Below are 22,530 nucleotides of genomic sequence, written 5' to 3' on the forward strand. Positions count from 1 at the left end.
AACCCGGTAGTTAAGCCTTCCAGCGCCGATGGTACTGCACTCGTGAGGGTGTGGGAGAGTAGGACGCCGCCGAACATATTTTCGCCTTCAGGGGCACTCGACATGTCGGGTGCCCCTGAAGGCTTTTCGCGTTCTGCCCTGGGTCGACGCGGTGCGCCCAAGCATCCGCGACTAAGTTCTCGTCCATGCACCACGAGCCCACCGACCCCCGAACGCAACGCCGCTCCGGCGGGAACGCCGCCGCCCAGGCCGACCTGGCCACGACTCCGTTCCGGATCGACCGGGACCGGGTGGCCAGTTCGCCGTTCTTCGCCCGGCTCGGCGGCGTCACGCAGGTCGTCAGCTCGACCGGCTCGGGCCTGCTGGTGCACAACCGCCTCACGCACAGCCTGAAGGTCGCGCAGGCCGCCCGCGCCATCGCCGAGCGCCTGAACGCCCGTCCGGACCTCGCCAACCTGCTGGACAAGCTCGGCGGCTGCGACCCGGACGTGGTGGAGGCCGCCTCGTTGGCGCACGACCTGGGGCACCCGCCGTTCGGCCACCTCGGCGAGGAGGTGCTCGACCGCCTGGCACGGCACCGGTTCGGGTTGTCGGACGGGTTCGAGGGCAATGCCCAGTCGTTCCGCATCGTCACGACGACCGACGTGCGCGGCCCGGCGGCGGTCGGGCTCGACCTGACGGTGGCGGTGCGCGCGGCGATGCTGAAGTACCCGTGGACGCGCCTGTCCTACCCGCGGCCGCACCCGCGTGACCTGCCCGCGCCGCCGCGGGGCGCGGCCGAGCCGACCGACGCGCCGGGCACGGGTTCCAGCAAGTTCTCCGCCTACGTCACCGAGCTGGAGGACGTGGAGCAGTCCCGCGCGTGCTACGCGGGCCGGGTGGAGCCGTGGCAGCAGACGGTCGAGGCGTCGGTGATGGACACCGCCGACGACATCGCCTACGCCATCCACGACCTGGAGGACTTCTACCGGGTGGGGGTGTTGCAGCACGCCGCCGTCTCGACCGAGCTGAACACGTGGCTGGACCACGCGCTGGAGCTGGCCGGCCTGAGCGCCGCCGACCTCGACGCCCAGCAACGCCGACCGGGCCGTTCGCTGGAGGCGCTGCGCCGACGGTTGCACGCCAAGGACTCGTGGGCGGTGGACGACGGCGCGTTCGCGCAGGCGGTGGCGAAGGTGCGCGCCGAGCTGGTGGACGGGCTGCTCGCGGTGCCGTTCGACGGTTCGGTGGAGGCCGAGCAGGCCGTCGCCGGGTTCTCCGCCCGGTGGACGCGTCGGCTGGTGGACGCGGTCGGCGTGATCGAGGAGCCGACGACCCGGTCGGGGCACGTGGTGCTGGCCGTGCCGCAGTGGCACGAGGTGCAGGTGCTGAAGTTCGTGCACCGCCGGTTCGTGCTGTTGCGCCCTGACCTCGCGCTGCACCAGCGTGGTCAGGCACGGCTGCTGACCGCGCTGGTCGAGGCGTTGGAGCAGTGGGTCACCGACCGGCACGAGGCGAACCGGCTGCCGCGGCGGCTGCACGACCTGGTGGAGCTGGCGGGTGAGGAGTACGCGGCGCTGGCCCGGACCGATCCGTCCGCGCTGGTCGGGGCCACCGGGGAGACGCCGTCGGGGCCGGACGCGGTGCGTGCGCTGGCTCGTGGCCGCGCGGTGGTGGACTTCGTCGCCTCGCTCACCGACAACCAGGCGGCGGCGTTGCTCGACGCCCTGTCCGGCCGGACCGGTCAGCTGTGGACAGATGCTTTTGTACTGTGAAATGTGATGGATTCACCGTCTGAGAAGTAGGCCGAACGGTGGCAGACGGTACTTGTCCATGCGCAATACGTTGACCCCTCGGTCGGAGACATCCGACCGCAGGCCGCGTGCGTCGGGGGCACGCACGATCTGGGGGAGACGCCTGTGCGCTCACCGAAACGCCGTTCGCGAAGAAGCACCTTGATCGCGGCGGGCGCCGCCGTGCTGGTGACCTTGGGCGTGGTGTCACCCGCGTCCGCGGACCCGACCAAGGCGTCCAAGGGTGTCGCGGACACCACCGCCGCGCAGATCGCGGCGCTCCAGGAGATCAAGAGGTCCCTCACCGCCGCCGAGTCCAAGGTGGACAGCGCGCTCGTGGTGGAGCAGCGCAGGCGCGCGAACGCCACCACGTTCGCCAAGCTGCCCGCCGTCGAGACCGGCGTGAAGGTCCACAGCGGAGACACCGTCGTGGTGGACATCCGCGCGTTCGAGGTCACCGACGCCCTGGTCGCCGCGGTGAAGGCCGCGGGCGGCGGGATCCGCTCGGTGTCCACCGAGGGCCGGACGGTCCGCGCCCAGCTGCCGCTCGGCGCGCTGACCGGGCTGTCGGCCCGCGGCGACGTGCGCCGCGTCGAGGCCGCGGTCGAGTACAAGACGTCCAACCAGCAGGACCGCGGCAAGGTCGACCGGACGTCCTCCAAGGAGGACAAGGCCCGCCGGATCGAGGCCCGCACCCGCGACGCCCTGGTCGCGCCGCAGGCGGCCCGCACCGGCGAGGGCGACCGGGCGCACGCCGCCGACACCGCCCGCAACGACTTCCGCGTCACGGGCACCGGCGTGAAGCTGTGCGCGCTGTCCGACGGCGTCGACTCGCTGGCCACCTCGCAGGCCGCCGGCGAACTGCCCGCCGGCGTCGAGGTCCTGGCCGGTCAGGAGGGTGACGGCAACGAGGGCACCGCGATGCTGGAGATCCTCCACGACATCGCGCCGAACGCGAGCCTCGGCTTCGCCACCGCGATCAACGGCGACGCGAGCTTCGCCGACAACATCCGCGCCCTGCGCTTCCAGCTGGGCTGCGACGTGATCGTGGACGACATCCTCTACTTCAACGAGTCGCCGTTCCAGGACGGCGTGATCGCGCGGGCCGTGGACGCGGTCACCGCCGACGGCGCGCTGTTCTTCTCCTCCGCGGGCAACGAGGGCAACGTCGCCGACGGCACGTCGGGCCACTGGGAGGGCCAGTTCGTCGACTCCGGCGTCGGCGTCGGCAAGTTCGCGGGCACCGCGCACGACTTCAACCCCTCCCTGGACGCCAAGCAGGTGTTCAACCCGCTGTCGGACAGCTCGGGCAACGTGCCCGTGACGCTGTTCTGGTCCGACCCGCTGGCCTCGTCGTTCAACGACTACGACCTGTACCTGGCCAACGCGCAGGGCAACGTGGTGGCGTTCAGCCAGGGCGTGCAGGACGGCACCCAGGACCCGTACGAGCGGCTGACCACGCCGAGCAGCGCGTTCGGCCTGCGGCTGGCCGTGGTCAAGTTCCGCGGTGACGACAAGTACCTGGCGCTGACCGCGCTCGGCGGTCGCTTCAAGGACTCCTCCGACGGGCTCAAGAAGTACGCCACGCCCGGCGTGACGCGCGGCCACTCCGCGGCCAAGGGCGCGATCAGCGTCGCGGCGGCCCCGGCGAACAACCCGCTGCCGTTCGACCTGGAGCCGGGTGACCCGGCCAACCCGCGCGGCCCGTACCCGAACGCGTTCGACGGCACGCAGAAGCCGGAGCGGTTCACCTCCGACGGCCCGCGCCGGGTGTTCTTCGCGCCCGACGGCACCCCGAGCGAGGAGGTCCGGCAGAAGCCCGACCTGACCGCGGCGGACGGCGTGCAGACCAGCGTGGCGGGCTTCAACCCGTTCTTCGGCACGTCGGCGTCCGCGCCGAACGCCGCCGCCATCGCGGGCTTGGTGCTGTCCGGCAACCCCGGCCTGTCGCCCGCCGAGGTGCGGCAGGCGCTGACCGCCACCGCGATCGACATCGCCGAGGCGGGCGTCGACAACCGGACCGGTGCGGGCGTCGTGCGCGCCGACCTGGTGCTGGCCTACACCGGCGCGTCGCCGCAGCCGCTGGCGAAGGCGGCGAAGCCGTCCGTGGTCAACGACGCCGACGGCAGCCAGTACCTCAAGCCGGGCACCACGGCCACGGTCACCGTGCCGGTGGTCAACACCGGTGACGGCACGGCCGCGTCGACCAGCCTCGTGCTCACCACGCCCACCGCGGGCGTGACGATCGCGCCCCGGTCGAAGTACTACGGCAACGTCGAGGTCGGCCAGACGGTCACCAACACGTTCAAGGTGAGCGTGCCCGCGTCAATGACCGTCGGCTCGGCCATCCGCCTGGACGCCAAGGTGACGTTCTCCGGCTCCACCTCGCCGACCACGAGCGCGTTCACGCTCAACGTCGGCGAGCCGTCGCGTGACGCGAAGACGTTCGCCTACAGCGGCCCGGTCGTGGCCATCCCGGACAACGACGCCACCGGCGCGACGATCTCGATCCCGGTCAGCGGCATCGGCCGCGGCTCCAAGGTCGTGTTCTCGATCGACGGCGACACGTGCAGCACGGCCACGGGCGCGACCACCGTCGGCATCGACCACTCGTTCGTCGGCGACCTGGTCGGCACGCTGACCTCGCCGTCCGGCGCGACCGCGACGGTGTTCCAGCGCAACGGCTCGACCGGCAACAACCTGTGCCAGGTCGTGTTCGACGACACCGCCGCGCAGCCGTTCTCCTCGGTGACCAGCAACCTCGCGCCGTACACCGGCACGTGGCGGCCCACCACCCCGCTGGGCACGCTGCTCGCCGAGCCGGTGGACGGCACGTGGACGTTCAAGGTCGTGGACGCGGTCGCGTCCGACAAGGGCTCGATCCGGGCGGTCTCGTTGAAGATCAACGGTTACGTCTGATCGTGACGATCATGTGACGAGGGCCCCGGGAGACGCGCTCCCGGGGCCCTCGTTCGTAACGTGTTACTTCGGCCACTCCCAGCGGATGCCGAACACACCGGGCCCGAAACCGAGCGCCACGGCGTGCACGCCACCCGCCGCGTCCAGGGCCAGGTTGCGCCGCCGTGACGGGGTGTCGTCACCGGCGGGCACGCTGAACTGCTGGCAGCGCGCGGGCAGGTTCGACTGGTCGAACCGGACCTCGATCACGTACTCGCGCACCGGCAGTCGGAACTTGCGGGTGAAGGAGTTGTTGCCCGCCGGGTAGTGGCCCTCGGCGAACAGCAGCTCGTACTCCATGATGATGGTCTCGCCCCTGCTCAGGGGCCGGTCGAACATCATCTCGGCGGCCATGATGTTGGCCTCGGTGTCCTCGACCACGCGGCCGAGGTGGCAGTTGCGCAGGTTCACCACCTGCGGCAGCACGTTGGCCTGCTCGGTCTCGAACACCAGCGCCCACCGGTCGGGGCCGTCCTGCTCGGCGCGCAGGATCTGGCGCACCCACACCGAGCGCTGGCCGCCGTCCGCGGCGATCTCGATCCGGTCGTGCTGGCTGATCCGGCCCAGCTTGACGTCCGAGGACGTGTCGACCTTGGTGAGCAGGTTCGCGACCCGCTCGCGGCGCGCCCACAGCGCGTCGATCGGCATCATCGTCGTCGGCCGGGACCGCCTGCCGCGCGGGCGCGGCGGTCCGAGCAGCGCGGACAGGCCCGCCTGCGGCACGCCGAGCACGGTCTCCAGGTGGCGCAGCGCCTCCAGCGACTCGGGTCGCTCGGGTCGGCGTCGGCCGGACTGCCAGTAGCTCAGCGTGGCGACGCTGATGGTGACCCCGCGCAGCGCGAGCCGGTGCTGGATGCGGTCGAGGCTCAGCCTGCTCGCTTTGATCGCGGCTCTCAGCGCCTCGGGGAAGGGTCCCGTGGTGAGAAGCTGCGCAAGACTGCCGTGGCCCGTCGAGTCGAGTTCGTCGACGGACAGGTTGGGTCGACCGGCAGCGTTGGTCATTGTGACTCCCCGCTGTCATGAGATCACGCCCCAGTGACCCTACCCGCCAACGCAGGGCGTTGGTGCCTTCCAGGTGGAGTCATTGATTGGGCCATACGGGTCAAGAGTCCACTGGGGTGGGCATCGTTCTGTCAAGTGGTGAACATCCGTGCTCCCCCTTTTGTAAACCCGTCGGTAACATTGTGCAACGGTAGCTTCGGTGTCGTGTGGCCGGCCCCTTCGGTCCGGGGTGCGCCCCGGCGGTCCCGGCGTTGGCGGTCGTTGATCCGTTGGGCCTACTGTGTGCCCGGTGACCGCCGCCCAGGACCTCGTGCCCCTGCCGGAGGACCCTCTGACGGAGGTCGCCGCCGCCGTGCTCGGCGTCGGCCACCACGTCGTGCTGGACCTGCTGGACGTCGTGCGCCACCAGGGCGGTCCGCCCGTCGACGTGGTCCGCGCGGGTGACGACCTGCTGCCCCGGCTGGCCCACGAGAACGCGCTCGACGAGGCGCTGCGGCTGGCCCGGCGGGCGCTGCGGCCGGGCGGGCTGTTCGTCGCCGCCGTGCCCGAGCTGGACAAGCTCGGCAGGCTGCGGCCCACCGCGCCGCCGCCGAAGGTGTCCGGGCGCGGCCAGGAGCGGCAGGTGACCGTGCAGCTGTGGGACTGGGCGGCCGACGGCGAGTCCTACGCGCTCGAAGTCGTGCGGCTGGTGCGTGGCGCGGACACGTGGGAGGTGGCCAACACCGTGTCGACCCGGCACCGCGTGCTGTCGCCCGAGCAGATCGCCGCCTCGCTGGCCGACGCCGGGTTCGGCGCGGTGCAGCGGCTCTCGCCCGCCGAGTGCGGGCACCCGCTGCCGGTCTGGGTCGCGGTCGCGCCGGCGTGAACGCCCTGGTCGAGCCGGCATGAGCAGGGTGCGCCCGGTGTCCGGGGGCGGCCGGGCGGTCGAGGTGGCGCCCGAGCGCCTGGACGGGTGGTTCGCGCGGTTCGGCCGGCGTCACGGCGGAGTGGTGTCGACGGCGGTGACGCCGGACCGCTGCCTGGTCACGGCGGTGGACGGGGCCACGGCCGAGGTGTCCGCCGCGTTCGGCGGGTTCGTCCCCGCGGGCCAGCACGCGGGCTTGGTGCTCGACGCGGTGCTGGCGAACGCGACGGCGTCGCGCCGGATCGGGCTGCTGCTGGTGCGGCTCGGCGGGCACAGCATCGGGGTGGCGCAGGACGGCGTGGTGCTCGTGTCGACCACGGACAGCCGTCAGGTGCACGGGCGCAACAAGGCGGGCGGGTGGTCGCAGCAGCGGTTCGCGCGGCGGCGCGAGGGGCAGGTGCGGGTCGCGCTCCAGGCGGCGGCGGACGACGCGGCGCGGGTGCTGGCGCCGCGGGTGGGGGAGCTGGACGCGGTCGTGCTCGGTGGTGACCGTCAGGCGTTGGACGCGCTGCGGGGTGACCGTCGGCTGGGCGAGGTGTTCGCGTTGGCGTCACCGCGCGTGTTGGACGTGCCGGAACCTCGCCGGGCGGTGCTGGACGAGGCCGCGGCGCGGGCGCGGGCGGTGGAGATCGTGGTCCGCGAAACTCCCCCGAACTCGTGACAACCCCCGGCGACCCCGACCGCATTGATAAGGGTGAGGGGACGCCGACCAGCGGCGGCCTCACGAACCCGAGGAGCAGTCTTGCTGCGCAAACGACTCGTGCTGGCGGTCGGGGCCGTCGTGCTCGGCGGCATCGCCGTGGCCGGTACCGCGCTGGCGTCCGGAGGCGGGGACGAGGGGCCCGTGTCGACGACGGTCAGGCCACCCGCCACCTCGGTCACCACGTCGCCGCCCGCGCCGACGTCCGTCGAGACCTCGCCGCGACCGACCTCCATCGAGACGTCGCCGCGGCCCACGCCGATCGAGACCTCGCCGCGACCGACGGTCAGCGAGCCGGTCGGCACCACGCCCGGCCCGCGACCGACCACGACCACCCCGCGGCCCGAGCCGACGCCCCGGCCGACGACGTCCCAGCCGCCGGCGACCACGACGACGGTGACCACGTCGCCGGGCGCGTCGTTCCCGGCGGAGACGCCGTCGCCGACCTCCACGAGGCGCTGACGGCGTGAGCTGGGACGCGGAGTTCAGCCACTACTTCGACCGGTGCGCCGACTCGATGCGCTTCACCGCGTTCTTGTTGTGCGGCAACCACCACGAGGCCGAAGACGTGGTGCAGTCCGCGTTCCTCAAGTTCTACCTGGCGGGGCCGAAGCTGGCGCAGCGCGAAGGGGTGCCCGCCTACCTCCGGCAGATCGTGGTGCGCACGTTCCTGGCGGAGCGCCGCCGGGTGCGGTGGAAACGCGAGAAGCTCACCGACACGCTGCCGGACCTGCCGGAGGCGGGGGTGTTGAGCGAGGACCGGCTGGTGGTGTGGCAGGCGTTGGACGCCGTGCCCGCCAAGCAGCGTGCGACGCTCGTGCTGCGGTACTGGCACGACCTGGGGGTGGAGGAGACCGCCGCGGCCCTCGGTTGCTCGGTCGGCACGGTGAAGAGCAACACCAACCGCGGCCTCAAGGCGTTGAGGCAGCGGCTGGGACCGGAGTTCGGCGCGTTGTGGCAGGAGGTGTCGCGCGGTGCTTGAGGACGAGCTGAAGAAGACGTTCGAACAACTGAACATCGAGCCGCGGCCGAGCACGTTCAACGCGGTGGACATCGTCTTCCGCGGCACGGCCGTCAAACGCCGCCGCCGCACCTACGCGGTCGCCGCGACCGGCACCGGCACCGCCGTGGTGGCCGTGGTCATCGCCTTCGCCCTGAACCAGCCGCCGAAGCAGGGCGACCACAGCCCGGCCGGCCCGCCGGGCCCGGACGTCAGCACCAGCTCACCGATGCGGCCGAGCCGCACGACGAGCCCTGAGCAGCCCACCTCGCTGCCGGTGGAGACCCCGGCCATGACCACCACCAACACGACGAGCCCCATCCCCACCACGACCACTAACAGCGTCGACCCCGGACCGCAGAACAGCACCACTGCCACCGACCTGCCCCGAACCACCACCAGCCCGTCGCGCTGACCCAGGTGCCGGGCCATCGACGGTAACGGCGAGGCCCCTCGCCGTGCGCCGTGAGCCCCGCCGTCCACCGCGGCCGTCTCAGCCCAACGTGCCCGTGGCGAGCAGCCCGCCGTCCACCCGCACGGTCTCGCCGGTGATCCACTCGGCCGCGTCCGAAGCCAGGAACGCGACCAGCCGCGCGACGTCCTCCGGCGTCCCGAGCCGCTTCATCGGGTAGCCGGACGCCGCCTCCTCCTCACGCCCCGTGTACAGGGCCTCGGCGAACCGCGTCTTCACCACGGCCGGCGCGACCGCGTTCACCCGCACCTTCGGCCCCAACTGCCACGCCAGCTCCTCCGTCAACCGGATCAACGCCGCCTTGCTCGCCCCGTACGCGCCGATCACGCCCGTCGACCGCAGCCCGCCCACCGACGCGATGTTCACCACCGCCCCGCCGTGCTCCTGCATCCACGCCTTCCACGCCAACTGCACGAACCCGAGCGCGGCGACCACGTTGACGTCGAAGATCTTCCGCACCGCGTCCAGGTCCGCATCCACCAACGCGCCGAACACCGGGTTGATCCCGGTGTTGTTCACCAGCACGTCCAGCCGCCCGAACCGCTCCACCACCAGCTCGACGGCCCGCGCGCGATCGTCGGCGTCGCCCGCGTTCCCCGGCACCGCCAGCACCCGGTCGGGTGACACGCCCACCGTGGCCACCAGTTGCTCGGCCGCCGCCGTCACCGCCTCCGCCTTGCGGGACGTGATCGCCACCGACGCGCCGCGCGACAGCAGTTCCAGCGCGATGCCGTGCCCGATGCCCCGACTGGCGCCCGTGACCAGGGCCGCCCTGCCCGTGAAGTCCGAAGTCATACCGGGCAATCTATGCCGGTCGACACACACGGGTAATCCGGTGGCACACACCCCGTAGACTGGAACCCGTGGTCATCCTCATCGAGTAGGTCCAGCGCCAGCCGCGCCGTCGACCTCGCATGACCACACCCCGGAGTAAAACTTGATCACCGCGACCGATCTCGAGTTGCGCGCGGGCTCGCGCATCCTGCTGTCCGGCGCCACCCTCCGCGTCCAGCCGGGCGACCGCATCGGCCTCGTCGGCCGCAACGGCGCCGGCAAGACCACCTCCCTGCGCGTCCTCGCGGGCGAGGGCCAGCCGTACGCGGGCGACGTCCGCCGCACCGGCGAGCTCGGCTACCTGCCCCAGGACCCGCGTGAAGGCGACCTGTCGGTCATCGCCAAGGACCGCGTGCTGTCCGCGCGCGGCCTGGACCAGCTGCTCCGCGACATGGAGAAGATGCAGTCCACGATGGCCGAGCTGGTCGACGACGCCGAGCTGCAGGCCGCCGTGCGCAAGTACGGCCGCCTCGAAGAGCGGTTCGCCGCCCTCGGCGGGTACGCGGCCGAGAGCGAAGCCGCCCGCATCTGCGCCAACCTCGGCCTGGCCGACCGCGTGCTGGCCCAACCGCTGCGCACGCTGTCCGGCGGTCAACGCCGCCGGGTCGAGCTGGCCCGCATCCTGTTCGCCGCCTCCGAGGGCGGCGTCGGCACGAAGTCCAGCACGATCCTGCTGATCGACGAGCCGACCAACCACCTCGACGCGGACTCGATCGCGTGGCTGCGCGGGTTCCTCAAGTCCCACGAGGGCGGCCTGGTCGTGATCAGCCACGACGTCGAGCTGCTGGACGACGTGGTGAACAAGGTGTGGTTCCTCGACGCGACGCGCGGCGAGGTCGACATCTACAACATGGGCTGGAAGAAGTACCTCGAAGCGCGAGCCGCCGACGAGAAGCGCCGCCGCCGTGAGCGCGCCAACGCGGAGAAGAAGGCCGGCGCGCTCATGGCGCAGGCGGACAAGATGCGCGCGAAGGCCACCAAGGCGGTCGCCGCGCAGAACATGGCCCGCCGGGCCGAGAAGCTGCTCTCCGGCCTGGAGGACACCCGCCAGGCGGACAAGGTCGCCAAGATCCGCTTCCCGCAGCCCGCCCCGTGCGGCAAGACGCCGTTGACCGCGGAAGGGCTGAGCAAGTCGTACGGCTCGCTGGAGGTCTTCACCGGCGTCGACCTGGCCATCGACCGCGGGTCGCGCGTGGTCATCCTCGGGCTGAACGGCGCGGGCAAGACCACGTTGCTGCGGCTGATCGGCTCGATGGAGCGCCCGGACAGCGGCGAGGTCGTCGCCGGTCACGGCCTCAAGCTCGGGTACTTCGCCCAGGAGCACGAGACGCTCGACCACGGCGCATCGGTGTGGGAGAACATCCGCCACGCCGCGCCGGACGTGCCGGAGCAGCAGTTGCGGTCGTTGCTGGGCACGTTCCTGTTCAGCGGTGAGCAGCTCGACCAGCCCGCGGGCACCCTGTCGGGTGGCGAGAAGACCCGGTTGGCGCTGGCGGGGCTCGTGTCGAGCGCGGCGAACGTGCTGCTGCTCGACGAGCCGACCAACAACCTCGACCCGGCCAGCCGCGAGCAGGTGCTCGACGCGCTGCGCCGGTACGAGGGCGCGGTCGTCCTGGTCACGCACGACCCCGGCGCGGTGGAGGCGCTTGAGCCCGAGCGGGTGATCCTGCTGCCCGACGGGACCGAGGATCACTGGTCCCAGGAGTACCTGGAACTCGTGCAGTTGGCTTGAGGCAACGGGATTCGCCGCTCTCACCCCAACGTGAGCCCTGATCGACTCTGCGTGATCAAACGACCGCTCGCAGATCATTTCGCTTGATCACCTGGCGTTCTTGGTCTTCGTGTTCGATCATTGCGACGACAGGGGCTTTCGAAGGCCCGACCTGCTGTCTACGGAAGGCGGGACAAGGTGGCTGACCTGAAGAAGGGCGCCCGGATCACCGGCGCCACGCGGGACAAGCTGGCCGCTGACCTGAAGAAGAAGTACGAAAAGGGCGCGAGCATCCGGGCGTTGGCCGAGTCCACCGGGCGCTCCTACGGCTTCGTGCACCGGGTGCTCAGCGAGTCCGGTGTGCAGCTGCGCGGTCGCGGTGGCGCCACCCGCACGAAGAAGAAGTAAGCTACCCTCCGGTAACCTACAGGTGTCGAGGAGAGACGACGCCTGACGAAACCCGGAGGTTCACGCATGTCGGCACCGACCACCATCGACGCCGGCCTGCTGGAACGCGGAGGCGTGCGGCTCGTCGTCGACGGACCGCGCGCGACGATCACGCTCGACCGTCCCGACGTGCTCAACGCACAGACGCCGTCGACCTGGGTGGCGTTGCGGACGATCGGTGAACAGCTGGGCCCGGACGTCCGCGTCGTGGTCGTCCGGGGTTCCGGTCGCGCCTTTTCCGCCGGGCTCGACCGGCGCATGTTCACGGGCGCCCCGGTGGAGGGCGAACCGGGTCTGCCGGAGATCACGCGACGGGGACCCGAAGCAGGTGCCGCGCTGATCGCGGAGTTCCAAGAGGGCTTCCGCTGGCTGCGCGACCCGGCTCGGGTGACGATCGCCGCGGTGCGCGGGCACGCGATCGGCGCGGGCTTCCAACTCGCCCTCGCGTGCGACTTCCGCGTGGCCGCCGACGACGTCCAGTTCTGCATGGCCGAGACCTCGCTCGGCCTGGTGCCCGACCTGGGCGGCACGCTGCCCCTGGTGCGCCTGGTCGGGTACTCGCGCGCGGCCGAGATCTGCCTGACGGGACGCCGGGTCGGGGCCGAGGAGGCGCTGCGGATCGGCCTCGCGACCTCCGTCGTGCCCGCGGACGGCCTGGACGACGCGGTCGACGCCCTGGTCGCCCAACTCCTCCAGCCACTGCCGGGTGCCGTCCGCGAGACGCTGGCCCTGCTCGCCTCGGCCGCCGACGGCGCCTCGGAGCAGGACCAACTGCGCGCCGAACGCGAAGCCCAACTCCGCCGCCTCGCCGACCTGTCGGCCCTGGTCAACGGCCAATCCTGACCCCCGACCAAACACGATCGGGTGAGATCACCGGGAAAATGTACGGAAACACCGTTCCCGTACCTCGGTTGAATATGACCGAGCCCCGAAACCACCCCCACTGCCCCCACACCCCAGCGCCACCCCCGCCGCCCTAGCCGCCCACCGCCACACTCACCCCACCCCTGGCCCCGCACTCGCCCCGCACCCCGCACCCGGCCCCGCGACGCGCACCCGGCCCCGCGCCCCGCACCCGGCCCCGCGATGCGCACCCGGCCGCGCGACCACACCCGGCCCCGCGACCTGCGACCGGCCGTGTGACCTGCGACCGGCCCAGCCTCGGCCAGCCTCACAGCGACAGCGCCTCCGCCCGCCGGCGTGGCGCGTGGCGTGGGCGGGATGCGGCGAGAGCTCGCGGGTGCACGGGGGAACGTCGGGGCTGCCGCAGGCGTTACCGTCTGTCGTGGACGGTTCCTGGGGATTGATGCGCAGCGCGATGCGGGCGTCGGACGCACCCACCGCGGTGCGGCGGGGCACGTTTCGGCGGGTGTTGGGGTTCGCCGGACCGCACCGCGCGAAGTTGGTCGTGTTCTTGCTGCTCACGGTGGTGTCGGCGGTGCTCGCGGTCAGTACGCCGGTGCTCGCGGGGCGGGTGGTGGACGCGATCGTCGGCGGGCGGGACGTGTCGGTGGTCGTGTGGTTGGCCGTCGTGATCGCGGGGATCGCGGTGGTGGACGCGGGGCTCGGGTTGGTCGAGCGGTGGCAGTCGGCGCGGATCGGGGAAGGGCTGATCCACGACCTGAGGGTCGCCGTGTACGCGCACGTGCAGCGCATGCCCATCGCGTTCTTCACCCGGACGCGCACCGGGGCGTTGGTCAGCCGGCTGAACAATGACGTGATCGGCGCGCAGCGGGCGTTCACGTCGACGTTGTCCGGTGTCGTCACCAATGTCATCCAGTTGGGGCTCTCGCTGGGCGTGATGTTCACCCTTTCGTGGCAGGTGACCGCGCTCGCCCTCGTGCTGCTGCCCGCGTTCGTGATCCCCGCGCGGCGCATGGGCAGCCGGATGGCGGACCTCCAGCGGGAAGCGTCGACGCTGAACGCGGGCATGACCACCCAGATGACCGAGCGGTTCTCCGCGCCCGGCGCGACGTTGGTGAAGCTGTTCGGCCGGCCGGACGGCGAGACCGCCGAGTTCGCCGAACGGGCCGGCCGCGTCCGCGACATCGGCGTCCGCACGGCGATGGCCACCCGCTGGTTCATGACCGGCCTGACCCTGGTCTCCGCCCTGGCCCAGGCCCTGGTCTACGGCCTCGGCGGCTACCTCGCGCTGACCGGCCACCTCGCCGCCGGCACCGTCGTCTCGCTCGCCCTGCTCCTGACCCGCCTCTACTCGCCGCTCACCGCGCTGGCCAACGCGCGGGTCGACGTGATGACCGCCCTCGTGTCGTTCGAACGTGTGTTCGAAGTTCTCGACCTCAAGCCGATGATCGCCGAACCGGACGCCCCGCGCCGCGTGCCCGACGGCCCGGTGTCCGTCGAGTTCGACGACGTCCGGTTCGCCTACCCGGCCGCGGAGAAGGTCTCACTGGCCTCACTGGAATCAGTGGCCACATTGGACACGCGCGGCGGCGAGGACGTGCTGCACGGCATCAGCTTCCGCGCCGAACCCGGCCAACTCGTCGCGATCGTCGGGTCGTCCGGCGCGGGCAAGTCGACCATCGCCTCCCTCGTCCCCCGCCTGTACGACGTGGACTCCGGCGCGGTGCGACTGTCCGGCGTGGACGTGCGCGAGCTGGCCTTCGACTCGCTGCGCCACACCGTCGGCGTCGTCACCCAGGACGGCCACCTGTTCCACGACACGATCCGCGCCAACCTGAGCTACCCCCGGCCGGACGCGACCGAGGACGACCTGTGGGACGCGCTGCGCCGCGCCCGCCTCGACCAGCTCGTCGCCTCACTCCCGGACGGCCTCGACACCGTCGTCGGCGAGCGCGGCTACCGCCTTTCCGGCGGTGAGCGCCAGCGCCTCACCATCGCCCGCCTGCTGCTGGCCCGCCCGCGCGTGGTCATCCTGGACGAGGCCACCGCGCACCTGGACTCCGAGTCGGAAGCCGCGGTGCAGGTCGCGTTGACGGAGGCGTTGCGCGGCCGGACCGCGCTGGTGATCGCGCACCGGCTGTCCACGATCCGCGCGGCCGACCAGATCCTCGTCGTGGAGGACGGGCGGGTGGTGGAACGCGGCACGCACGCCGAGCTGCTGGCCGCCGACGGCCGTTACGCCGACCTGCACCGCACGCAGTTCGACCAAGCGCCCGCGCGAACGGACGGGGAGCCCGCCGTTCAGAGGCCGCCGAGGAACGTGCCGGTGGCCGCGACAGCGACCTTGGAGGAGCCACCGTTCACCACCAGCACCGAGAACGCGAGGTCGCCCCGGTAGCCGATGAACCAGCCGTGCGACCGCGTGCCGTCGCCGAACTGGGCGGTGCCGGTCTTGCCGCGCACCCCGCCGTAACCGGCCAGCTCACGCGCGGTGCCGCCGGTGACGACCTCGCCCATCATCGACCGCAACGCACCCGCGACCCCTCCGGGCAACGGCGGCGGAGCGACGCCCTCGGTCGGCATCTCGCGGATCAGCCGCGGCACCGGCGTGCGGCCGTTCGCGACCGTGGCCGCGACCAGCGCCATGCCGAACGGCGACGCCTGCATCTGGCCCTGGCCGATGCCCGCCTCGACGCGGGCGGGCACGGAGTCGGCGGGCGGGATCTTGCCGGTGTTCGTGGTGATGCCCGCGACGGTGAAGTCCGACGTCAACCCGAAGTACCCGGCGGCCTCGGGCAACGCGGTCGGCGACATGCCCGCCGCCAACTGGCTGAAGCTGGTGTTGCACGACGCCGCGAACGCCCGGTGCAGCGGCACCGTGCCCAGCTCGAACGAGTCGTCGTTGGTGATCTGCCGGGTGCCGATGGTCGCCTTGCCGGGGCACGGCACGGGCGTGTCGGCCGTGGCGAGGCCCGCCGTCAACGCCGCCGTGGCCGTGACGACCTTGAACGTGGACCCCGGCTCGTAGTGCCCGTAGAGGGCGAGCGGGTCGTTGCCGGCGGTCGCGTTCTGCGCCACCGCGAGGATCTCCCCGGTCGACGGCTGCACCGCCACCAGCATGGCCGCCTCGCCCGCCACCTGGTCGACCGCGGCCTGTGCGGCGGCCTGCGTCTTCGGGTCGAGCGTGACCGTCGTCGACGGCGCGGCCTGCGCTTTCTGCTCTTGCAGCACGGTGACCGGCGCGCCGGCCTGGTCGACGATGGCGACCTGCCAGCCCGGCTTGCCGTTCACCGAGCCGACGGCCTGCCGCACCGAGCCCATCACCACCGGGGCGAAGTCCGGTGGCACCGGCCGGCCCGTGCGGTCGACCAGCGCGCCGTCGGCCGCCGTCGTCGTGTAGGCCAGGCTCTGGCCCTCGGCCAACTGGGGGTGCACCAGTGACGGCGACCAGTGCACGAGCCACCGGTCGTCCACCAGCCGCAACTCGACCTCGGTGGCGTACTTGAGCGGCACGCCGCCCGGCAACGTCCACGTGACGTCGACGTCGACCCCGGCCGTCGTGGCGCCCTCGTCGACCTGCGGCAACCGGCCGAGCTGCGCGTGGTACGCCGCGCCGGGCATGCCCTGCTGGGTCCGGGCGAGCACGGCGCCCGCCACGCCCGCCGCGTCGGTGACCGCGGCCGCCTGTCCCGCCTGGCCGGACATCACCGCGGTGAAGAACTGCTGGGCGACGACGCCGGGAGCCACCCGTTCGGGTTTCTTCCCGGCCTTCGGCCCGTCGTCGGGCCACAGCACCAGCACACCCGCGACGATCACGGCGACCGCCGCGGCTCCCCCTGCCGCCAGCACCCAGCGCTTTGCCTTCTTGTTCACGAATGCCCCCTTGTCGTCCGAGGCTAACGCGGACGTGTGGAGGATTCGTGAAAACGATTCAGCCCAGCTGGGGCACGCGCGTCTGGTACTTGCGCAGCAGGTCCGCGTTCGCCGTGTCGCCGCCCTCGACGTTCGCGCTGCGCCACAACGGCAGCGGCACGCCCGCCTCGGCGGCCTTGTCGAACAGGCGCACCATCAGCAGGTTCCACAGGAACGCGGTCGCGATCGTGGACACGGCGGCGGTCACCGGGTTGTCCAGCGGGTAGGTCGCGTCGCCGGGCGGCACCAGGTTGTCCAGCACGACGGTGGCGTTCTCGGCGAGCGTGGTGCCCGCACGGCGCGGTGCGAGCGCGCTCGCGGCGACCGACGTGACGGCGACCACGGGGCAACCGGCGTCCGCGGCGAGCATCGCCAGTTCCACGGGGTAGGGGTTCACGCCCGAGGTGGAGAAGACGAAGAGCACGTCGTGCGCGGCCAGGCCCGCTTCGCGCAGCACCTCGGCGGCCAGGCCGGAGCGGCGTTCGGCGGAGGTGCTGCTCACCGCGCCGTGCATGGGCAGCAGTTCGGGGTGGTAGATCGGGCGCACGCAGGCCAGGCCGCCGGCGCGGTAGAACGTCTCGGCGACCGCGGCCAGCGAGTGGCCCGCGCCCGCGGTGAGCACCATGCCGTCCGCGCGGACGCTCGCCAGCACCAGCTCGGCCACGTCGTCCAGGGCCGCCGCGTTCTGCTGCTCCACCCGGGTGAGGTGGTTGCGCACGACGTCGCCGTAGTCGGTGTCGGTCACGGGCTCGGTCGTCATGCGGTCCTCCAGTGGTCTATACCAACCGGTGCTGGTGCCCACGTTCTACCGGATCGTCCCACCACTCGCCAGGGTGTTGATTTTTGAACATGGTGAGTGTTCAAATGAACGCCGTGGATGTGTCATGGCGTCACGAGAAAATCCTCCACCGCTTGCGCGGCGGCGAGCGGGTGTCCGTCGCCAGCCTGGCGGAGCTGGTGGGCGCTTCGGAGATGACCGTGCGGCGCGACCTCGACGCGTTGGAGCGGGAAGGGCTGCTGCGGCGGGTGCGCGGTGCGGCGGTGAGCATGTTGACGGGGGAGGAGACGCCGTACGCGGCGCGGGCGCGGCAGCGGCTGGAGGCGAAGCGGCGGATCGGGGCGGCGGTCGCCGGGCTGCTGGACGACGGCGAGACCGTGGTCCTCGACGGCGGCAGCACCGCGGTCGAGGTGGCACGGCGGCTGGTCGACCGGCGGCTGACCGTGCTGCCGTTGTCGCTGCACGCGGCGGACGCGCTGCGGGGCGCGGAGCAGGTGCGGATGGTGGTGCCGGGCGGCGACATCCGGCCCGGTGAGCTGGCGTTCGTCGGACCGTTGACCGAGCACGCGTTCCGGGTGATGCGGTTCGACACGATGGTGCTGGGCAGTTGCGGGCTCAGCGCGCGCAACGGGGTGTCGGCGCACGACCTGGCTGAGAGCGCGGTGAAGCAGGCGGCCGTCGAGGCGTCGACGCGGGTGATCGCGGCGATCGACGGCTCGAAGTTCGGCCGCACGGCGTTCGGCCGGGTGTGCCCGGTGGACGCGATCGACGTGCTCGTCACCGACTCGGACGCGCCGGAGGAGGAGGTGTCGCGGATCCGTGAGGCCGGGGTGGAGGTGAGGCTGGTCTGACGGCCGGGCGCCGGTGGTGGTCGTGTCGACGATCAGCGGGGATCACGGGCAGCCGGGGTGGCGGTCGGGCGGCTGGCCGATCGCCGGGCCGGGCGGTGAGCGGCGGGGGTGGCGGCACGGCGGTCGGTGGGGGCTGGGCTGGTCCGCTGCGGGGTGGGGGGCAGGTGTTGGCCGGGCGGTCGGGGTGGTGTGAGGGCTGGGCGGTGGGCGGCGGTGGGCATTGGCTGGGTGGTGGGTGGTCGGACGGCGTGGCGGTCGTCGGTCGGCTGGTCGGCGGGTGGCTGGCTGGGACGGGTGGCGTGGCTGGCTGGGGAGGGGGCGGCTGGGACGGGTGGCTGGCTGGGACGGGTGGTGGCTGGGGACGGGGGTCCGGTGCTGGCTGGGTGGGTGGGACGGGGTGTCGGGGGTGGCGGATGCGCTGGGGTGGTGGGTGTCGGGGTGTGTGGCGGGGCGGGGTAGGGGGTGGTCGAGGGCTCGGTCATGTTCAACCGAGGGGCGGTAACGGTGTTTCCGTACATTCTTGGGGCATGATCACTCGACAGTGTTAGTGGCCGGTCCTGTCAGTGCAGGTCAGGGGCGGCGGTAGCGGGGCTCGACCGGGGGTAGTGGTTTCTCCGGCAGGTTGGCGTGGGCCTTCATCATGAAGTCGAACCAGGTTCGGGCGGGCAGGGTGCCGCCGTAGATGTCGCCCTCACCGCACAGGTGCGGGGGGCCCGAGTTGACGCAGATGCCGCTCGGCGATGTGCTGTCGTTGAACACCTGCACCGCCCCGGCGTAGTCCGCGGTCGCGCCGATGAACGCGGCCGACTTGTACTCCTCCGTCGTCCCCGTCTTCCCCAGCGCCGGCCGGGTCCAGCCGAACTGCTTGGCCGCCGCCGCTGCCGTGCCGCGCTCCTGGTCGTCCTCGCTCAACCCGACCGCGAGGGCGTTCGCCAGCGGCTCCTCCACGACCTGCTCGCACGGCGCGTCGGTGTAGCCGACGTCCTTGCCGTAACGATCGGTGATCTTCACGATCGGCGTCGGCGGGCACCACGCGCCGCCCGACATGATCGTCGCCGCCACGTTCGCCAGCTCCAACGTGCTGGTCGGCGCAGGCCCCAAGGTGAACGAGGCGTTGCCGGACTTCTTGTAGAACTCCGACTGCGTCACCCGCAGTTCCTTCTGCTTCGACTTCGGGTCCGGCGGCACGCCGGCGATGTTGGTGGCCAACGTGTCCCGCATCCCCAACCGGTGCGCCATGTCGACCACGGCGTCCAACCCGACCCGCTCCTCCAGGATCACGAACGCGGTGTTGGGGGAGGTCGCCAGGGCTTCCTTCAACGGCATCCGGGGCGGGTAGCTGCCGTCGTGGTTGCGCAGGCAGTACCAGTACGTGAACGGCTCACCGGTGCCCGGGCACCCCGGCGCGCCGCCGCGGAACACGTGCGAGGCGTACGAACCGGGCGACTCGACGATGCTCTCGATCCCGAGCCCGCCCTTCTCCAGCGCCGCCGCCGCCGTGAACACCTTGTACACCGACCCCGCGCCGAACTTGTTCTCCACCGCGCTGGGCAGGTCGAACTGGGTCTGGAACTCCTCCTTCTTCAACCCGTAGTCCCGGTTGGCCACCAGCGCCACGACCTCGTGCCGCTGCTTGCCCGGCCGCACGACCGCCGCCGTGTTCGCGATGCCCGGCGTCGTCTTCGGCACCTGCGCCTCGGCCGCCTGCTTGGCCTGCTGCGTGAGCGTGCGGTCCAAAGTGGTCTGGATCGTGTAGCCGCCGACCTTCAGTTCGTTCAACGAGTAGCCGTTGCGGGTCAGGTGGTTGACCACGAACGAGCAGTAGAACCCGAACTCCACACCGGACCCGACGCAGCCGGTCGACAGCGGGCGGACCGGCGTGGCCAGCCCCAGCGGCGCCTGCTTGTGCACCTCGGCCTGCTCCCGCGACAGCTTGCCGTTCTCCGCCATCAGGTCGATGACCATGTTCCGCCGCTCGACCGCCTTGTCCGGCCGGGCCTCCGGGTCCAGGAACGTCGGGCTGTTGACCATCCCGGCGAGCATCGCCGCCTGCGGCACGGTCAACTGGTCGGGCGTGGTGTTGAAGTACGCCTGCGACGCCGCCGCGATGCCGTAGATCGTGCCGCCGAACGGCACCACGTCCAGGTAGCGCGACAGGATCTCGTCCTTGCTCAGCCGCGACTCCACCTGCAACGCGATGCGCGCCTCGCGCAGCTTGCGGGCGATGGTCTGCTCCTGCGCCTCCTTCTGCCCGCCGACGTCCTCCCGCTCCAGCACGTGCACCAGGTGGTTCTTCACGTACTGCTGCGTGATCGTGGACGCGCCCTGCGTGGTGCCGCCCTCCGACTGGTTGCGCAGCGCGGCGCGCAGCGTGGCCAGCCAGTCGACGCCCTTGTGCTCGTAGAACCGGCGGTCCTCGGCGGAGACCAGCGCGTCCTTCATCACCTGCGCGACCTTGTCCGGCGGGGTCAGCACGCGGTACTGGTCGTAGAGGTAGGCGAACGGGACGCCGTCCTTGTCGGTGATCGTCGTCATCAACGGGGGCGGCGACTCGAGCATGCTGACGGTGGTGGCGGCGACCTGGTCGCTCACCCGGTTGGACACGAGGCCGGCCGCGCCGACGACCGGGATCGCCATCCCGGCGAGGAGCAGCCCGGCCACCAGGCAGAGGCCGAAGAGTTTCGCGAGGGCGGCGATGCGCATGGCACTGGAGTTGCGCTCGGACGGGCGGTGGAAACACCGATCACCTGGGGTTCACTGCAAGGTACGGATAATGAGACCCCGACGTTTAACCCGGCATTGTTCACCCGTTCGTGGACGATTCTACGCAGCGTCGGATCGGTTGAAGGCGGCGCTCGCGAGATCCGCCGCGTGGCGCATGGCGGCGGCGTGCAGCGCGGTCAACGACAGCGCGTCGGCCTGCGCCGCGGGATCGCCCTCGGCGGCGGCTCCCAGCCGTGACTCGGCGGTCACGTAGACGACGCACTCGGCGGCCACGCTCAACCGGCGCGCGAGGAACGCCACGGCCCTCATCAGCCGCTCCGCCTCGGCTTCGGTGATCGGCACGACCCGCGGCGGGTCGGCGTCGACCTCGTCGTCGAGGTCGTGCCTGCTGGCCCGGCAGGCCAGCCCGCGGTCCCACAGGCCGGCCGCTTCGTGCAGTGACTCGATGAACGGCTCCCAGTCGACTTCGGTCGAGGTCATGCTCCTCACCCTCTCCTGCGTCGTGCTCATCGGGTGAGTGCCCTCGGAAGTGTCACTTCATGCCGGCAATTCCGGACCCTCGGGGGAATTGATCGTCACCGACGCACACCGGTCGCTCACGCGCCGTGCCGCGAAAGACGGCTTTTGTCATTCGATCAGGTGGAAACGGCGTGTCCAGGTTGTCCGGGCACGTCCGGTGGTAGCCGTTCGGCAGAAGTCACGGCCGGGGTCGGTGCGAGCCGCCGAGCCCGGCCCGGCTCCGCCGACGCGGAGAAGGGGAGGAAGTCCCATGCCGGCGCGATCGCACAGGTGGCAGTCCCGCTCGACCGCGTCGGCGGTGGTCCTCGCCTGCCTCGCCGCACTGCACGTCCCGGCGACCGCGGAGCAGCCCTCGACCGAGGTCTACTCCGACCACGCCGCCGGCTCGCAGATCGCCAAGCACGAGGGCTCCGACCCGGTCGCCGCGTCGGAGCTGGTGCTCGACGGCCCCACGGTGTCCGGTATGGACGTCAGCAGCCACCAGGGTGACGTCGACTGGCCGCACTGGTGGGGCCAGGGCATGCGGTTCGCCTACGTCAAGGCGACCGAGGGCACCGGGTACGTCAACCCCAAGTACGGCCAGCAGTACGACGGCTCGCACCAGGTCGGCATGGTCCGCGGCGCGTACCACTTCGCGCTGCCCGACCGGTCCGACGGCGCGGCCCAGGCGAACTACTTCGTCGACCACGGCGGCGGCTGGAACGCCGACGGCAGCACGCTGCCCGGCGCGTTGGACGTCGAGTACAACCCGTACGGCGAGGACAAGTGCTACGGCCTCGCGCCGGAGGCGATGGTGGCCTGGATCCGCCAGTTCGGCGAGACCTACCACGCGCGCACCGGCCGCTGGCCGATGATCTACACGTCCACCTCGTGGTGGGACCTGTGCACGGGCCGCCTCGGTGACTTCACCGCGACGAACCCGTTGTGGGTGGCCCGCTACGCCGAGAGCACCGGCCCGCTGCCGCACCGCTGGTCGGCGCACTCCATCTGGCAGCACTCGTCGACCCCGATCGACCAGAACCTCTTCAACGGCACCATGGACGACCTCGTGGCGCTGGCCCGGGGCTGAGTCGTCCGGAACG

The 22,530-nt window shown here is 71.8% G+C and carries 19 protein-coding genes; 13 read left to right on the forward strand and 6 right to left on the reverse strand.

The genetic code is table 11. The features are described 5' to 3' along the window. Positions 1-185 precede the first annotated feature (185 nt). Positions 186-1,754, forward strand: coding sequence for a deoxyguanosinetriphosphate triphosphohydrolase family protein (locus LZG04_RS14155; protein WP_233816967.1), 1,569 nt, complete (start codon positions 186-188; stop codon positions 1,752-1,754). Between the two features lie 180 nt (positions 1,755-1,934). Beyond that, positions 1,935-4,691, forward strand: a complete 2,757-nt coding sequence (locus tag LZG04_RS14160) for a S8 family serine peptidase (RefSeq protein ID WP_233816969.1) — start codon at positions 1,935-1,937, stop codon at positions 4,689-4,691. A gap of 63 nt (positions 4,692-4,754) precedes the next feature. On the opposite strand, the gene LZG04_RS14165 is transcribed toward LZG04_RS14160, so the two are convergent. Then, a complete protein-coding gene (locus LZG04_RS14165; RefSeq protein WP_233816971.1) occupies positions 4,755-5,732 on the reverse strand; it encodes a hypothetical protein in 978 nt (325 codons plus the stop codon). Between the two features lie 289 nt (positions 5,733-6,021). On the opposite strand from LZG04_RS14165, the gene LZG04_RS14170 reads away from it, so the two are divergent. The 5 genes from LZG04_RS14170 to LZG04_RS14190 all read left to right on the forward strand — a co-directional run bounded on the left by LZG04_RS14170 (position 6,022) and on the right by LZG04_RS14190 (position 8,751). After that, the gene (locus tag LZG04_RS14170; RefSeq protein WP_233816973.1) at positions 6,022-6,597 is read left to right on the forward strand and encodes a hypothetical protein; all 576 of its coding nucleotides are present in this window, start codon (positions 6,022-6,024) and stop codon (positions 6,595-6,597) included. A gap of 19 nt (positions 6,598-6,616) precedes the next feature. Then, entirely contained in the window at positions 6,617-7,297 is a 681-nt protein-coding gene (locus LZG04_RS14175) for an acVLRF1 family peptidyl-tRNA hydrolase (RefSeq protein ID WP_233816975.1), read from the forward strand. Positions 7,298-7,378: 81 nt separating this feature from the next. Next, positions 7,379-7,798 carry a hypothetical protein gene (locus LZG04_RS14180; RefSeq protein ID WP_233816977.1) on the forward strand — a complete coding sequence of 140 codons (420 nt, stop codon included), beginning with the start codon at positions 7,379-7,381 and terminating at the stop codon, positions 7,796-7,798. Between the two features lie 4 nt (positions 7,799-7,802). After that, positions 7,803-8,318, forward strand: a complete 516-nt coding sequence (locus tag LZG04_RS14185; protein WP_233816979.1) for a SigE family RNA polymerase sigma factor — start codon at positions 7,803-7,805, stop codon at positions 8,316-8,318. Next, positions 8,311-8,751, forward strand: a complete 441-nt coding sequence (locus LZG04_RS14190) for a hypothetical protein (protein WP_233816981.1) — start codon at positions 8,311-8,313, stop codon at positions 8,749-8,751. Before LZG04_RS14185 ends, LZG04_RS14190 begins: the two co-directional genes overlap by 8 nt. 78 nt (positions 8,752-8,829) lie before the next feature. On the opposite strand, the gene LZG04_RS14195 is transcribed toward LZG04_RS14190, so the two are convergent. Then, entirely contained in the window at positions 8,830-9,603 is a 774-nt protein-coding gene (locus LZG04_RS14195) for an SDR family oxidoreductase (protein WP_233816983.1), read from the reverse strand. A 142-nt stretch (positions 9,604-9,745) separates the two neighbouring features. Here LZG04_RS14195 and LZG04_RS14200 point away from each other — a divergent pair, with 142 nt between their 5' ends. The 4 genes from LZG04_RS14200 to LZG04_RS14215 all read left to right on the forward strand — a co-directional run bounded on the left by LZG04_RS14200 (position 9,746) and on the right by LZG04_RS14215 (position 15,062). Beyond that, on the forward strand, positions 9,746-11,374 hold the full coding sequence (locus LZG04_RS14200) for an ABC-F family ATP-binding cassette domain-containing protein (RefSeq protein WP_233816985.1): 1,629 nt from the start codon (positions 9,746-9,748) through the stop codon (positions 11,372-11,374). Positions 11,375-11,551: 177 nt separating this feature from the next. Beyond that, positions 11,552-11,761 (forward strand): helix-turn-helix domain-containing protein, encoded by a 210-nt coding sequence (locus LZG04_RS14205; RefSeq protein WP_015103570.1) that lies wholly within the window; start codon positions 11,552-11,554, stop codon positions 11,759-11,761. Between the two features lie 66 nt (positions 11,762-11,827). After that, positions 11,828-12,643, forward strand: a complete 816-nt coding sequence (locus LZG04_RS14210; RefSeq protein WP_233816987.1) for an enoyl-CoA hydratase/isomerase family protein — start codon at positions 11,828-11,830, stop codon at positions 12,641-12,643. A gap of 442 nt (positions 12,644-13,085) precedes the next feature. After that, complete coding sequence (locus LZG04_RS14215; RefSeq protein WP_233816989.1) at positions 13,086-15,062, forward strand: ABC transporter ATP-binding protein; 1,977 nt, start codon at positions 13,086-13,088, stop codon at positions 15,060-15,062. Here the strand turns inward: LZG04_RS14215 and LZG04_RS14220 are convergent. After that, the gene (locus LZG04_RS14220; protein WP_233816991.1) at positions 14,966-16,537 is read right to left on the reverse strand and encodes a penicillin-binding transpeptidase domain-containing protein; all 1,572 of its coding nucleotides are present in this window, start codon (positions 16,535-16,537) and stop codon (positions 14,966-14,968) included. The two genes, LZG04_RS14215 and LZG04_RS14220, sit on opposite strands and share 97 nt — an antisense overlap. 58 nt (positions 16,538-16,595) lie before the next feature. Beyond that, on the reverse strand, positions 16,596-17,336 hold the full coding sequence (locus tag LZG04_RS14225) for an SIS domain-containing protein (protein ID WP_233816993.1): 741 nt from the start codon (positions 17,334-17,336) through the stop codon (positions 16,596-16,598). A gap of 104 nt (positions 17,337-17,440) precedes the next feature. Here LZG04_RS14225 and LZG04_RS14230 point away from each other — a divergent pair, with 104 nt between their 5' ends. Next, positions 17,441-18,205, forward strand: coding sequence for a DeoR/GlpR family DNA-binding transcription regulator (locus LZG04_RS14230; RefSeq protein WP_233816995.1), 765 nt, complete (start codon positions 17,441-17,443; stop codon positions 18,203-18,205). A gap of 570 nt (positions 18,206-18,775) precedes the next feature. Here the strand turns inward: LZG04_RS14230 and LZG04_RS14235 are convergent. Continuing rightward, positions 18,776-20,908: a transglycosylase domain-containing protein gene (locus LZG04_RS14235; RefSeq protein WP_233816997.1), complete on the reverse strand. Its 2,133-nt coding sequence runs from the start codon at positions 20,906-20,908 to the stop codon at positions 18,776-18,778. 120 nt (positions 20,909-21,028) lie between these two features. Next, positions 21,029-21,409: a hypothetical protein gene (locus tag LZG04_RS14240; RefSeq protein WP_233816999.1), complete on the reverse strand. Its 381-nt coding sequence runs from the start codon at positions 21,407-21,409 to the stop codon at positions 21,029-21,031. Between the two features lie 289 nt (positions 21,410-21,698). Between LZG04_RS14240 and LZG04_RS14245 the strand changes: the two genes are divergently transcribed. Then, a complete protein-coding gene (locus LZG04_RS14245; RefSeq protein WP_233817001.1) occupies positions 21,699-22,517 on the forward strand; it encodes a lysozyme in 819 nt (272 codons plus the stop codon). Positions 22,518-22,530 lie beyond the last annotated feature (13 nt).

This window comes from Saccharothrix sp. S26, from assembly GCF_021390395.1.
In the GTDB taxonomy this organism is placed as follows: domain Bacteria; phylum Actinomycetota; class Actinomycetes; order Mycobacteriales; family Pseudonocardiaceae; genus Actinosynnema.